This is a genomic window from Rothia sp. HMSC071B01 (genome assembly GCF_001808945.1).
GTDB lineage: Bacteria > Actinomycetota > Actinomycetes > Actinomycetales > Micrococcaceae > Rothia.
On record NZ_KV795073.1, the window covers coordinates 236,725 to 250,801 of the forward strand.

A 14,077-nucleotide genomic window follows, 5' to 3' on the forward strand; every position below is an offset into this window, starting at 1 on the left:
TATCTTCTATGGATTCGACCATTTTCAACCGCCGCACCCTGCTGGGCGGCGGCGCACTTGTGGGCCTTGGTGCCCTGCTTGCGGCCTGTGGCCAGCAGGCAAATAACGAGGCGGCAGCTTCTTCTACTGCCGTGTCGAGCGAGACTGCTTCGGCGTCTGCGGTGGCGTCTGATGCCGCTTCTGCATCGACTACTCCGAACCCGGTCATTACCCGCGGCTACTCGGGTGGCTCGAAGGCACCCGATGGGGAGTACCGTAAGGCAGACGGCTACGGTCCTGCACAGAACGTTCCCAAGCCCCGTAATGAACCTGCACAGTACCCTGAGACCGAAGAGGGTCTAATGAAGATGATGCAGGACTGGCTGGTTGCACACAATTATGGAATTCAGACTGGCGATTGTTCGTATGCTTTCAAATATGTCATGAAAGATACCGATGAATATAATTCATATAACTATACGGAATCGCTCTACGAACGTGGAGGATGGATTATCGGAGGTTTGGAGTCTTACCAGGCTGAAAGCTCTCTGATTTACGATGACCAGAAAAAGAATTATCGAATGAAGTTCAGCATTCTATGGTCGACTGTTACGTATGTAAATCCTGACGGCCATCTTGAAATGGAGTCCAATACAGATACCACCAATGATTCTTTCTACTTCTTGTATACGTACTCTGACGGATACTGGAAAATTTCCGGATCTGATTTTGGAGGATAGCATTATGACACCATCAAAATCTACTTCTAAAAAAATTTATATCCTCCTATCCGCATCTATCCTTGCTATAAATTCAATCTCTGGTTTTTCTACTTCTATGGCCAGTGAATGTACGCAGAAAAATTCTAATGGACATTGTGTAAAGGTTCAGCGGGATAATCAACCTAAAAAGGATACTCATTCAAAAAAATCACCTTCTCACGACCAATCTAACGGAACAGATATTCCAAGTGAGGGATCATCTTCTGGCGCCTCCATCGAAGCAGCACGCAAGAGTTGGGAGGATAACCACATCCCAATGCGTGATGGCACTAATCAAACAGTCTACGGAACTGTACCCGAAGCTCGAAAAGCCGGAGATGCAGAATGTTACACGAAAGTAGACCGACGTCCTGGCCATTACGTTATAGGGTCTCTACCTCAGGGAGATAACGCCAACAAAATCCCCAACCATGTTGGCGGCCGCTACTGCATACCCAACGACACCAAAACCCTGACCTCAAATAACCCCGAACAGCCCAAGGGCCCTTCTCCCGAAGAAATGCTCCAAGAGATTGAGGACCAATTCGCTAACACCAATATCCAGGCCCCTGTTTTGAAGCAGTCCTACAACCTTGGCACCGGTCTGAGCGAAGACAACCCCAACGTCTATAAGAACCAGGCCGTCAACTTCTACGTTGACGCACCCACCGCACGTTGGGAAGGCGACCTCATGATCGGTCATGTGGAGATGGAGTCCTACCCCACCCAGATGACCATTCAGTATGGCAACGGCGATGAGGGCAGCTTCTACACGATGGGTAAGCCGGTTAGCAGGGCACGCGGTGAAGAGTCACGCAAGACCGCAACCAGTTATGTGTATAAGCGTTCGGGTAACTTCCACGCCTACGCAACAGTGTCTTATTCTGGTCGTTTCCGTGTGGATGGTGGCGATTGGCAGGCCCTGGATGTCGTGTTGACGAAGGATACCGTTGACCCGCTGCTGGTGCGTGTGTGGTGGGTTGACGTGGGTCGTGTCGGCGGCACCTGCGCCGAAGATGATACTCGCTGGGGCTGCAAGAATGATCCCACCATGGGCAAGAAGGACAACCCGAACCCGCGCCTGCGCAAGGCCGACATCCGTACCGGTCAGCGCTGGCACCTGAACGATAACGGTGACGGGGATACTGAGTATTCGTTGCACCGCGACTGGCCCGACATGTAAACCAGTTCTAACCCAACACATAAATAACCGCAGCAGGCGGCCCCGAATGTTTATAAGCATTCGAGGCCGCCTGTTTCGTTTGGGTTGCTCGGCGGAGGTGGAAATTCGGTGATGACTTAGTGATTTCGGTAATGACTTAGCGTCTTTAGTGATGGTTAAAACCCCAGCCCAAAGTCACTAACCCATTACCGAAAAGGCTAAACCATAACCGGCTCCCGCCTATCTACCACCTGGTGCGGAGGGGATTCGGTCATGAGTTACGGATTTATGCCATAGGTTAGCGTCTTTGGTCGTAGTCAAAAACCATGGCAGAAGACGGTAACCTATGGTCGAAATTCTACACGATTTAAAAACACTCCCGCACCCCCCGATAAGGAAACTATCTTGATAATCTTATTTTCTCTTCGATACTAGAAACAGTTTTAAAACTTCTTATATAGCCTCCTGTTTCAAATCCTCTTTCTCGTCAATCCCAAATATCTCTGGCTTATATTTCCCGTAATAGCCCCATTCTCCATGAATAATTCTAGAAAATAAACACAACACCCAATACGGAGAAGCAGCTATCAAAGACTTTAACAACAATGAGACATATTTAATATTCCAATGAGCAGGGAGGCATACATACTCACTATAATCTCTGTCCCATATTGAAACTCTCACTCTTCCAGCATTTCTACCATAGGTATTTACCATCACTAGAAGGTTTTTAAGCTCCTTCTTGGACATATAACCCTGGAGAACCTTAAGATACGAATACTCAGCAAGATTCTCAGAGCAAACGTAATTTCGAAGAGAGCTAGGGATATAGACCAATAAACCAATTAAAAACAAAGCAAATATAACTTCAATAATAGTCGATAGATTAAAAATAGAATTCACATCACGATATACAGGCGCAAAAACACTAGACAAGAGCTGGAGGAAAAATATTCCCTGTAGAATGAACTCCACTACCACACTACGCGCTGATTGAAATTTAGGGAAATATCCGGGGAGACTCAGATACTTGCCAACAATAAACCGCTCAGGAAGATTAAGTATCTTTTTCTGGGCATTTGTATCCGAACAGACACTAAGAACTTTTCGCTCCCACACAGCTCGTTCAAGAGCAGCTTTTCGAGATGCTTCAATCTCCCTATATTCTTCAGAAGCTACAGAAAGCGCATCTACATTTCCAAACTTGACAAGCTCTTTATATTTCTCTGACACTTCGAGCCAGGTCTTATAACGAGTTAACTCAGGTGGCATCCCTTGTTTGGAGAGTTCCATCTGCTTAGTCTCCCTGCGAGCAGTCAGTATAAGACTCAAAGCGGCGATAACTGCCGTTGCAATTGGTGCGACGGCGGAAATCAGTACTTTGCCAAGATCATGGTCGTGGGTCCAATGCCAGAGATAATCCCAGCTGAATCCCTCAGCCAGCACCTGCGCTAACAGTAGTTGGTTTATCATCAGTGATTGTTCCTTTCTTCGTATTGTCGATTAATTACCTAGCGAAAATTTCACACTTCTCATAGCCTCCTTATTAAATTTACCGAAGCCCTACCCATAAAAAATATTTTCATTACTACATAAATTCCTGCCCATCTGTAAACCCAAAAATATTTAAGGCCACATGTGGCGGAGAGATTTTGAAGGCCTAGAATTAGATGCCCTCGAATACCGATAAAGTTTTTTCCTATTGCAAACGGAAGATAAGCTATCTTCCCCCAATTCAGATTTATATACTGCATAGTAATCACTAATTTTCCGCACTGACATATAAATATAAGCTATAGCTAAATAATCCAGAGGTTTACCAGCTTTAGAGTCTTCAATATAGCAGGGTATAAACTTATCAGAGTACAATTTAAGTTCTTTGTCAAAAATGCACTTTATATCATACTGCCATAATTTCATTACCAAGTAAGCACTAAATATTGAGATTATAAATATGACCATGAGAGCTACTAGGCTAGACTTCACTGATTTATCAGCAGATTCCAAATATAACTTGTACAAATAGGCCAATATCAGAAAAATAAATAGAATATACGTAGTTCTATATAGCAGCTTTCCAACTAAGTCAACCCAAAAGTACCTGACCCAAATAAAAATCCTATGCCGCCAACTCAAATCTGACGTTTCCGTAATATACAGTCCCTTATATAAATGCCCGCTTTCAAAAATCCTAATAAGCAACTCAACTAGAAAAATACCCAGAATAACACCAAAAACCGAGCTAGCAAATTCAAATGACCCAGTGACAAGAAAAACTGATAACGGGCTGAATAATAAGCAAATGATACACAAGAAACTCAGCCCAGGACTTCTAAGCAGTTCACCAAGACCCTTGAGGTATAGATTTGTTTTTACTTTGAAACTAAATCCAATATGGCTAATCTCAGATACAAAACGGTCGCCATATTTACAGCCTAAATCAATATGTCTATCTGTAGCATCAGAATCATTCGATTCAATCTTTGGCTCTGCAAGCAAAGAGTCCACCACGAAATACTCATCGACATGAGATTTGTTGATCTTTTTATATATATTATTAAATTTTTTCAGTCTAGATACATTTTCAATCAGAATATCCTTTTCACTGTAAGTTAACATCAATCCAGAAGATAGTGTAAACCAAGCAAAAAATACAATGAGCCACTGAGGAATATCTCCATACCTTGAAAGATCAATTTCAACAGGAACGAAATAAGTACCCCACCCAGGACCTACACGCCATGGTCCAAAAAACTCAGGAGCATACGATGTACCCTGAAGGTATCCCGCAAAAGCAGCATACCAAAAATTTATAATAAACACCATAGAAACAATGTAACTAACACATTTAGCAAATTTTCGATAGGCTGCACGGCGAGCGTCACCCAAAGGGCCCTCTACCCCATCTGCAAATTTACCTACACTAACATATAGACTCAAAAGAAGACTAGCCAAGGAAGCAAGAATTCCAATCCGTATATCAAAGATATAATACGGAACATTAAATACAACCTGAAATATCAAACTAATTGAACTACCTGTTTTTTCAGGATTGGAAATAAATGCCAAAATTGCTGGAAATATTACAAAGAAATAAGCTATAGTTACGATACCAAAAAGATTAAAAGGGGCATTAATAATATATTTTCTAAATATTTTTCTCCGTTTTTCTTCATGCTCTTCGCCCCAGGCTTCGTTGACCTCGTCAATAACTTCTTGGATTTTCATCGGTGATTGTTCCTTTCCTACATCGTTGTCGGCGGGTTATATACAAGAAAAGCGTTGACCCCGCAGACGGGTTCACATTACGCACCAACCTGCGGGGGTCATCATCATGTTCTACTCACCCAGGAGGGTCTTCGGGTTGACCGGAGTACCCGTACCCTCCGCCAGGTGCTCAATACGCTTCAAGATCAGGCCCTCACGCAGCGCCCACGGGCACACGCGCATCGTCTCAACCCCGAACGCCTCCATCGCCGCCTCCGCAGCGATAGCGCCCGCCAGCATCTGCTCCGCACGAGCCTTCGAAACACCCGGCAGGTCAGCACGCTCAGACACCGTCATCGCCTCCATGCGACGAGTCCACAGGAGCAAATCCTGCAAATGCATCTCACGCTTCACATGCGGGCCCGCCGAATACGGCGCCGCACCACAAATACGCGCCAACGAACGGAACGTCTTCGACGTACCAACCGTCATATCCGGCGCACCATACTTCAACAGGTTCTCCGCGACCGGGGCGATCTGCTCACGCACATACTTACGCAGACGCTTCACCTGCTTCGGGCTCGGCGGCTGCTCATCGAAAAACTCACGCGTCAAACGGCCCGCACCCAACGGCACGCTCATCGCCGCATCCGGCAACGCATTCGTGCCCGTCGAGAACTCAAACGAGCCGCCACCAATATCAAAATCAAGGATGCGGCCCGCACCCCAGCCCTGCCAGCGGCGCACCGCAAAGTACGTAATCGCCGCCTCCTGATCACCCGAAATACCGTTCAGGCTCACGCCGGTCTGCTCACGCACCTGATGCAGCACCGCCGAGCCGTTACCCGCCTCACGGATAGCGCTCGTGGAGAACGCCAGCAGGTCCTCCGCCTCATTCTCGATCGCGAAGTCGCGGGCGCTAGTCACGAAGCGGGTCAGCGCGTCCGCGCCCTCCTGCGAAATATTGCCCTCAGCGTCGAGGTACTGCACGAGCTGCAGCGGAATCTTGTGCGACGCGTACGGTTCGGGGCGCGCTCCAGGGCTGCCGTCAATCAGCAGCAGGTGGACCGTATTCGACCCGACATCCAGAACTCCCAGGCGCACGATGCGCTCCCCTCCCCCGCCCCGCGGCGGGATATCGTCTGTGTGCGGTACCGCAGGTGCGGCGCCTCTTCCAGTCTGTCAGAGGCGCGGCTCACTCCGCAAACAATCCGGGCGGATGCCCAGCATCAGCACAGCGAGGCCATAAAAACACGGCGCAAGCCTAAGAAACATAGCGCGGGTATAAAAACGCGCCGAACCTCCGAACGCGCCGGGCATGCAAAAGGCGCAGGAGGCACCCCACCCCCGCTAAGGGGTTCGGGACGCATCCTGCGCCTTCAGGTAGAAGAGCTACTCGGCGGTCTTCTTCGCCGCGGTCTTACGAGTGGTCGTCTTCTTCGCGGTAGTAGACTTTGCGGTCGTCTTCTTAGCCGTAGTGGTCTTCTTCGCGGCGGTCTTACGCTTGACCGGGCCCTTCGCACGCTTGTCAGCAAGCAGCTGCACCGCACGCTCGTGGGTCAGCGACTCGACCGACTCCGCACGCGGAACCGTAATGTTCGTAATGCCGTCGGTGATGTACGGGCCAAAGCGGCCGTCCTTCACCACGATCTTCTTCTCGCTGACCGGGTCCACGCCCAGCTCAGCCAGCGGAGGCTTAGCCGCCGCACGACCGCGCTGCTTCGGCTGGGAGTAAATCTCCAGCGCCTGCTCCAGCGTAATCGTGAAGATTTCGTCTTCGCTGCCAATCGAGCGGGAGTCCGTGCCCTTCTTCAGGTACGGGCCAAAGCGGCCGTTCTGCACGGTAATCTCCACGCCCTCAGCGTCGGTACCGAGCACGCGCGGCAGGCTCATCAGCTGTAGTGCCTGCTCGAGGGTCACGGTTGCCAGGTCCATGGACTTGAACAGGGACGCGGTGCGCGGCTTGGCGGGCTTCGGCTTCTTCTTCGGCTTGGGCTTGCCGTTCTTGTAGTATTCAGTCGGCTGCGCGTCCAGGTACGCCTGAATCTGTTCCTCGGTCATCTCTTCGATGACTTCGGTGACGTAGGGGCCGTAGCGGCCGTCGCGTGCCACGATCTGGTTGCCGGAGACCGGGTCCACGCCGAGTACGCGGCCGTCGGACTTGCCCTGTTCGAGCAGTTCGCGTGCCTTCGCTTCGGTCAGTTCGTCCGGTGCCAGGTCGGCAGGTACGTTCGCGCGGATCGGTTCGGTCAGTTCGCCGGTCTCGGTGTCGAGGGTTCCTTCGGCTTCCAGGTAGGGGCCGAACTTGCCCACGCGTAGCACAATGCCGTCCGCGATCGGGATGGAGTTGATGCTGCGGGCGTCAATCTCGCCGAGGTTGTCGACGATGGGCTTCAGGCCGCGCTTGGAGCCGCCGCCGAAGTAGAACTCGCCCAGCCATTCGACGCGGGATTCTTCGCCGCGTGCGATGCGGTCGAGGTCTTCTTCCATCTGCGCGGTGAACTCGTAGTTCACGTAGGGACCGAAGCTGGATTCGAGCAGGCGCACCACGGAGAACGCGATCCAGGACGGGATCAGTGAACCAGAACGAACGTTCACGTATCCGCGGTCCATAATGGTCGAAATAACCGCCGCGTAGGTGGACGGACGGCCAATGCCCAGCTCGTCCAGGGTCTTCACGAGGGACGCCTCGGTGTAGCGCGGGGGCGGCAGGGTCTCGTGACCGGCGGGCTCAATCGCCTCTGCGGTCAGAGCCTCGCCGGCGGTCAGGTTCGGCAGGCGCTTCTCGGCAGCCTTCGCCTCACGTTCAGCCACGCGGGATGCGTCAACGCCCTCCTCGTAGGCGGCGAGGAAGCCGCGGAAGGTGATGACGGTACCGGATGCAGCGAACTCGGCGTCCTGGCCGTTAGACGCCACGGCGCCCAGGCGCACGGAAGCGGTGGAACCGGTCGCGTCGGCCATCTGGGAGGCGACGGTACGCTTCCAGATCAGCTCGTAGAGGCGGAACTCGTCGTTGGACAGAGAGCCGCGCACGGCGTCCGGGGTGCGGAAGGTGTCACCCGCGGGACGGATTGCCTCGTGGGCTTCCTGCGCGTTCTTGCTCTTGGAGGTGTACACGCGCGGTGCGGAGGGCACAAACTCGGCGCCGTACAGCTCGGAGGCCTGGCGGCGTGCGGCCTTGACGGCCTGATCGCTCAGCGCAACCGAGTCGGTACGCATGTAGGTGATGTAACCGTTCTCGTACAGGCGCTGCGCAACCTGCATGGTCACGCGGGAGGAGAAGCGCAGCTTACGCGCGGCTTCCTGCTGCAGGGTGGAGGTCGTGAACGGCGCTGCCGGGCGGCGCTTATACGGCTTGGTCTCGACCGAACGCACCGAGAACGCCGCTGACTGCAGGGCGGCGGCGAGCGCGCGGGCCGTCTCCTCGTTCAGGTGGGTGACCTTGGAGGAGCTGAGGGTGCCGTCGTCAGCGAAGTCCTTGCCGGTGGCGATGCGGTTGCCGTCCACGGCGACGAGCTTGGCGTCGAAGCCCTCGGAGGTCGCGTTCAGGAAGCGGCCGGTCAGGTCCCAGTAGTTGGCGGCGACGAAGGCCATGCGTTCGCGTTCGCGCTCGACCACGAGGCGGGTCGCGACGGACTGCACGCGGCCTGCGGAGAGGCCACGGCCGACCTTGCGCCAGAGCACGGGGGAAATTTCGTAACCGTAGATACGGTCGAGGATGCGGCGGGTCTCCTGCGCATCGACCAGGTGCAGGTCGATGTCGCGCAGTTCGCCGAAGGCACGCTGAATGGCTTCCCGGGTGATTTCGGGGAAGGTCATGCGGTAGACGGGCACCTTGGGCTTGAGGACTTCCTTCAGGTGCCACGCGATGGCCTCACCCTCGCGGTCACCATCGGTTGCCAGGTAGAGCGCGTCTACTTCTTTGAGCTTGCGCTTGAGTTCGGCGACCTTTTTCTTCTTGTCGGGGTTGACCACGTAGTAGGGTTCGAAGTTCTCTTCAACGTTGACAGCGAACTTGCCGACGGGGCTCTTTTTGAGGTTTTCGGGCAGTTCGGAGGGCTGCGGAAGGTCGCGGATATGGCCCATGGACGAGTCGACGAGGTAGTCCTCGCCGAGGTAGCTGCTAATGGTTTTGACCTTGGAGGGAGACTCCACAATCAGCAGGGCTTTTCCGGTCTTTGCCTGAGCGGGCACGGCACTCCTCTATCTGTGTGTTGAAAAGCTACGTATTCAACCATAACCTACGCTGGCGCTTGTGGGCGCCGGCGGGGGGTGGTTGTACGCGGGTGAGGTGATCGGTGGGGGTGTAGTTTATGTTGGGTTGATGTGGTGCGCTCGGTGCGTTTCATGCGGCGAGCGCGCGGTGGCCCGGCACCGGGCGAGCTGGCCCGGTTCTGGTTGATGTGGACCGGGCGTGTTGAGCTTGCACGAGTGCGCAGGGTACTCGGTACATCATACGGTACCGGAGCGGTGGTGTGTGCACGAGGTACATGGGGACGGGTGCTGGGGCGCACCGCGCACCCGCTCACCTGCGTTTCTAGCTGGTGAGGGTGTCAGAGTCGGGGTGGGTGCCGTCCAGGTATGCGGGCAGCAGCGGGTATTCGCGGCCGTACACGGTCTGCGGCACAATGCGCACCCACTGCATTTCGTGGGTTTCGGAGTCGGGCAGGTCGAAAGTGCGCACAATCTGCGGGGTCATTTCCGGCGGCAGCCAGTGGGCGATACCGACCACGATGACGGAGCGGATGCCGTCTTCGAGGGTTTCGTCGATTTCGAAGGCGACGCGGCGGCTGACCACCACGGAGGAGAACTTGTTGCCGCGGGTGGTGCGGATGTAGATTTCCTGCTTGTCGTCTTGGCTGGCGACGGCGTAGAGCACGGGCAGCACATCGACGTGCTGTCCGTCAGTGAGGATGAGGCGGCCGAGAGTGTTTGCGTGCAGACGCTCCCAGCACTTGTCGACGCTGATACTTTCATCGGGGTACAGGTTACTCATGGTTTCAGTGTATGCGATGGGGTGGGCGCTCTTGCGTAGATGACAGTTTTGGTCAGTGGGTGGGTCGGGGCCGTGTCATTGCGCTGCCGCCTATACGCGGTGGGCGCGCCCGGGCAGATGCGGCGGGTGCGTAGAATGGTGTGCATGACTATTTCTGCCGCCGCTTTCGCTCCCGAGTATGCCGCTGTTGTGGATGCTCCCCGTAGCGATGATTACGCCCGCCTGACCCGCATCCGTGAACGCCTGCTGGCGTTGAACTACAGCTATGACGCTGTGCAGGAGCTGCTGGGTGTTGAGGCGGCTGAGGCGCTGGCTCGTGACCAGGTGGTTCCGGGCCTGTGGCGTGTGGAGCATATTCTGCGCGGCGGTTACAGCGCGGGTGAGAAGAACCTGGCGCGTCTGCTGGCGTTTTTCCTGCTGGCCCGCCCGCTCACCGAGGCTGAGGCAGCCGAGGTTTTCGGCGATACCCTGGTTGATTTTGAGAATGCCGCGCTGATTGAGCGCGACGCTGCGGATTCTGCCCACTGGTCCGCGAGCGTTGATTTGCGCCCTCACGCCGCCGATGACGGCACCGAAATCTTTGTTGCCGCCGACCTGGGTGCGCATCAGCGCCCCGGAGTGCTCCGTAAGGATCACGTGCTCGGCATTGGTCACGCCTCCCTGACTCTGGCGCAGATTACCGAGCGCACCCCCGTCAAGCGTGCCCTGGATGTAGGCACCGGCTGCGGTATTCAGACCTTCCACCTGCTCGCCCACGCTGAGCACGTGACCGCCACCGACATTTCGGAGCGTGCCCTGGCGTTCACCCGTTTTAACCTGCTGCTGAACGCGCAGGCGCTCAACATTAATCCGCAGAACCCACAGGCGCGCGTGAGCCTGCGTGAGGGTTCCCTGCTGGAGCCGGTCGCCGGTGAGCTTTTCGACCTGGTGGTGTCGAACCCGCCGTTCGTGATTACCCCGCGTGTTGCCGGTGAGAGCGCCGAGGAGCAGTTCACCTACCGCGACGGCGGCCTGCCCGGTGACGAAATTGTGAGCACGATGGTGCGTCAGCTGCCGTCGGTGCTGGTGCCCGGTGGCCGCGCGCAGATGCTGGGCAACTGGGAAATTATTCGCGATTCGGCGGACCCGGATGCACCGCGCCCGTGGGATGAGCGCCCGCGTGCCTGGGTTGCCGACGGCGGCGCGGAGGCGTGGTTTATTCAGCGTGAGGCGCTGACCCCCGCCTCCTACGCGGAGACCTGGTTGAAGGATGCGAGCGAGAACCGCGACCGCAGCCACTACGAGCAGACCTACGTGGCGTACCTGAACGACTTCGCTTCCCGGAACGTTCATTCTATTGGTTTCGGCATGATTTGGCTGCGCCGCCCGACCGAGGCTACCGCGGCAGGCGTGACCGAGCCCCTGCAGCGTTTCGAGGAGATCACCTACCCGATTCAGCAGCCCATCGCCCGCGCCCTCACCGAGTCCGTGCGCCGCTACGACCGCCTCGCCGCCATGGACGATGAGGCGCTCCTTACCGCACACCTGGAGGTCGCCGAGGACGTCACCGAGGAACGCCACGGCCGCCCTGGCGCCGAGCACCCCAGCGTCATTTTGTTGCGTGCCGGTTCGGGTCTGTGCCGCACCCAGCTACTCTCCACCGAGACGGCGGGTTTTGCGTCGGCGAGCGATGGTGAGCTTGCCGTGGGTCAGATCGTGGCGGCTCTTACCATGCTGCTGTCCTGGCCCGAATACGATGAGGCTGCCGCCGCGGTGCGCGGTACGCAGGAGCAGCATCCGCGCGACACCCTGCTGCACGCGGTGCGCGAGCTGGTACTCAAGAGCTTCCTGCACTTTAGCGACGAGCACGCGGGCGCAGCATCGGCTGGCGAGAGCACTGCCGAAGCGCAGGGCTAAGCGTGCGCATTTGGTCCCTGCACCCCTCCCTGCTTGACCGCCGCGCCCTGGTCGCCTGCTGGCGTGAAACCCTGCTGGCGCAGAAGGTTCTGCGGGGTCTGACTCGCGGGTACACGAACCATCCGCAGCTGATTCGTTTTCGCGCGCATCCGCAGCCGCTGGAGGCGGTTGCCGCCTACCTGTCCGGGCTGGCGGATGAGGCGGATGCCCGCGGCTACTCGTTCAACCGTGCACTGATTGGTGCGGGCAAAGATGATGCGGGCAAAGATAGCACAAACGAAAATAGCGTAGGCAAAAACGGTACCGATAAAAACTGCGCTGACAAGGCGGAAGACCCGTACGCTTCGGTCGCGCGTATTCCCGTGCCTTTGGGTCAGTTGGAGTACGAGCTCGCCTTTCTGCGGCACAAGGTGGCTGGGCGTGACCCCGAGTGGGAGCACCGGTTGAGCGAGCGCCTGGCGGCGCGCGGCGAGCTGGCGGCGTGTGCGCATCCGCTCTTTGAGGTGGTTCCGGGCGCTATTGAGCCTTGGGAAAAGACGAAAGATTTCTAGACAGAGGGACTTCTAGATAGAAGGATTTCTAAGAACGTGAGCATAGTAATGCCCCGGCGGAACCTTTGCGGGTGCCTGCCGGGGCATCGCTGTATGTGTGGCTCAAGCTGTATGGGGACAAACATCTCAGCGCATTACAGAGCGCTGGAAACAGCTTGGCACGGGGTCTTTACCCAAGGACCTTTACCCAAGGACCTTCACCTCAGGGCCTTTACTTGGTGGTCAGCGCGGGCTTAATCTCCTTCACGATTGTCTCAAGCATCTTCAGGTTGAAGTCCACGCCCAGCTACAGTCGACCCGCCGCAATGAGATCGGCCATGGCGGCAAGTTCAGCCATGTAGAGCGGGTTTCGTAGCGCATGTCTGGGTTGCAGCACTGGCTCTTCATCGTCGGGTGACGGGTCAGTCGTCTTCGAGGTCCTCTAGCACTTCGAACGGCGACTCGACGTCGCCGCGCCAGGCCTCCAGGCCTTCGCGCACCGCGAGCACCGCCACGACCAGCGCCGCGACCGAGTCAGCCCACCACCAACCGAACAGGCTGTCGAGGACGAGGCCGATGAACACTGCACCGGAGAGGTAGATGCACAGGATGAGCTGCTTGGCGTCGGCCATCACGCTCTTGGAGCCCAGCTCCCGCCCGGTGCGGACCTCAATCCACGCCAGCAGAGGCATGACGACCAGGCTCAGCGCGGTGATACCGAGACCCAGCGGGCTGCGGTCGGGGCCCTCCTGGCCGACCAGGGCCAGCACCGCGTCGATCGAGACGTAGGCCGCCAGCGCGAAGAACGCGATGCCGATGGCCTTGACGGTGACCGTTTCCCACCGCTCAGGGTCCTTGCGGGTGAACTGCCAGGTGACGGCCGCGGCCGAGAGTACCTCGACAACCGAGTCGAGCCCGAAGCCAATGAGCGCCGCGGACGAGGCGAGGACGCCTGCCCAGACTGCGACGATTGCCTCGATTACGTTGTACGTGATCGTGAAGCCGACGATGAAGCGGACGCGCCGGTGCAGCATCGCGCGGCGTGCGGTGGTCAGGGTCTCGCTCATGCTCCCGCCGCCATTCCACAGCAGCCCGACACCGAGCATGCCGGGTCGATGCACGGCGCGGTCTCGTCCACCGCGAGCGTGACGTCGATCAGGGACGTCAGTGCCGCGGCGAGGTGCGGGTCGGCGATCTCGTAGCGCGTCTGGCGGCCCTCGGGCTCGGCGACGACGATTCCGCAATCGCGCAGGCAGGTCAGGTGGTTGGACACGTTCGAGCGGGTCAGCTCCAGCTCGCGCGAGAGCACGGCTGGATAGCTCGGGCCGCCGAGGAGGGTCATCAGAATCCGGGAACGTGTCGGGTCGGCCATGGCGCGGCCGAGCCGGTTCATGACGTCGAGGCGTGAAGCAATAGTCAGCATACGATGACTATACAGTGATAACTGACTAATTGTCCACTTGTGCGGGCTGCCGCACGTGCTCCGCGCCCTTGCCCTCGGGAGGCGGCAGAGTTCGCACTCATCAGCGACCACCGCCCATCACGG

General features: G+C 56.4%; 11 protein-coding genes. 4 read left to right on the plus strand and 7 right to left on the minus strand.

Annotated features, from left to right (window positions below; all coding sequences use genetic code 11):
• The coding region (locus tag HMPREF2527_RS05940) for a DUF6318 family protein (protein WP_371326306.1) at positions 1–719 on the plus strand (719 nt) is incomplete at its 5' end.
• A gap of 541 nt (positions 720–1,260) precedes the next feature.
• Positions 1,261–1,923 carry a hypothetical protein gene (locus HMPREF2527_RS09610; protein WP_083294465.1) on the plus strand — a complete coding sequence of 221 codons (663 nt, stop codon included), beginning with the start codon at positions 1,261–1,263 and terminating at the stop codon, positions 1,921–1,923.
• Between the two features lie 432 nt (positions 1,924–2,355).
• Here the strand turns inward: HMPREF2527_RS09610 and HMPREF2527_RS05950 are convergent, their stop codons facing one another.
• From HMPREF2527_RS05950 to HMPREF2527_RS05970, 5 genes are all read right to left on the minus strand, one after another.
• Positions 2,356–3,375 (minus strand): hypothetical protein, encoded by a 1,020-nt coding sequence (locus HMPREF2527_RS05950; protein WP_070507080.1) that lies wholly within the window; start codon positions 3,373–3,375, stop codon positions 2,356–2,358.
• Between the two features lie 153 nt (positions 3,376–3,528).
• Positions 3,529–5,130 carry a hypothetical protein gene (locus HMPREF2527_RS05955; protein WP_070507083.1) on the minus strand — a complete coding sequence of 534 codons (1,602 nt, stop codon included), beginning with the start codon at positions 5,128–5,130 and terminating at the stop codon, positions 3,529–3,531.
• Positions 5,131–5,241: 111 nt separating this feature from the next.
• Positions 5,242–6,213, minus strand: coding sequence for a Ppx/GppA family phosphatase (locus HMPREF2527_RS05960; RefSeq protein ID WP_070507085.1), 972 nt, complete (start codon positions 6,211–6,213; stop codon positions 5,242–5,244).
• A gap of 288 nt (positions 6,214–6,501) precedes the next feature.
• Positions 6,502–9,303 (minus strand): type I DNA topoisomerase, encoded by a 2,802-nt coding sequence (gene topA, locus HMPREF2527_RS05965; RefSeq protein WP_070507087.1) that lies wholly within the window; start codon positions 9,301–9,303, stop codon positions 6,502–6,504.
• Positions 9,304–9,646: 343 nt separating this feature from the next.
• On the minus strand, positions 9,647–10,105 hold the full coding sequence (locus HMPREF2527_RS05970; protein WP_049347138.1) for a pyridoxamine 5'-phosphate oxidase family protein: 459 nt from the start codon (positions 10,103–10,105) through the stop codon (positions 9,647–9,649).
• 144 nt (positions 10,106–10,249) lie between these two features.
• Here HMPREF2527_RS05970 and HMPREF2527_RS05975 point away from each other — a divergent pair, with 144 nt between their 5' ends.
• On the plus strand, positions 10,250–12,001 hold the full coding sequence (locus HMPREF2527_RS05975; protein WP_246824782.1) for a DUF7059 domain-containing protein: 1,752 nt from the start codon (positions 10,250–10,252) through the stop codon (positions 11,999–12,001).
• Positions 12,002–12,003: 2 nt separating this feature from the next.
• Positions 12,004–12,552, plus strand: a complete 549-nt coding sequence (locus tag HMPREF2527_RS05980; RefSeq protein ID WP_070507091.1) for a pyrimidine dimer DNA glycosylase/endonuclease V — start codon at positions 12,004–12,006, stop codon at positions 12,550–12,552.
• A gap of 401 nt (positions 12,553–12,953) precedes the next feature.
• Here HMPREF2527_RS05980 and HMPREF2527_RS05985 read toward each other — a convergent pair whose 3' ends face one another.
• Positions 12,954–13,598: a cation diffusion facilitator family transporter gene (locus tag HMPREF2527_RS05985; protein ID WP_049331681.1), complete on the minus strand. Its 645-nt coding sequence runs from the start codon at positions 13,596–13,598 to the stop codon at positions 12,954–12,956.
• Entirely contained in the window at positions 13,595–13,954 is a 360-nt protein-coding gene (locus HMPREF2527_RS05990; protein ID WP_070507093.1) for a Cd(II)/Pb(II)-sensing metalloregulatory transcriptional regulator CmtR, read from the minus strand. Before HMPREF2527_RS05990 ends, HMPREF2527_RS05985 begins: the two co-directional genes overlap by 4 nt.
• Between the last annotated feature and the right edge of the window lie 123 nt (positions 13,955–14,077).

What these genes read in the sequence shown, in the direction of transcription:
- HMPREF2527_RS05970 (WP_049347138.1), bottom strand. Translation starts at nt 10,105, where the DNA reads ATGAGTAACCTGTACCCCGATGAAAGTATCAGCGTCGACAAGTGCTGG.
- HMPREF2527_RS05955 (WP_070507083.1), bottom strand. Translation starts at nt 5,130, where the DNA reads ATGAAAATCCAAGAAGTTATTGACGAGGTCAACGAAGCCTGGGGCGAA.
- HMPREF2527_RS05950 (WP_070507080.1), bottom strand. Translation starts at nt 3,375, where the DNA reads ATGATAAACCAACTACTGTTAGCGCAGGTGCTGGCTGAGGGATTCAGC.
- HMPREF2527_RS05985 (WP_049331681.1), bottom strand. Translation starts at nt 13,598, where the DNA reads ATGAGCGAGACCCTGACCACCGCACGCCGCGCGATGCTGCACCGGCGC.
- HMPREF2527_RS05990 (WP_070507093.1), bottom strand. Translation starts at nt 13,954, where the DNA reads ATGCTGACTATTGCTTCACGCCTCGACGTCATGAACCGGCTCGGCCGC.
- HMPREF2527_RS05975 (WP_246824782.1), top strand. Translation starts at nt 10,250, where the DNA reads ATGACTATTTCTGCCGCCGCTTTCGCTCCCGAGTATGCCGCTGTTGTG.
- HMPREF2527_RS09610 (WP_083294465.1), top strand. Translation starts at nt 1,261, where the DNA reads ATGCTCCAAGAGATTGAGGACCAATTCGCTAACACCAATATCCAGGCC.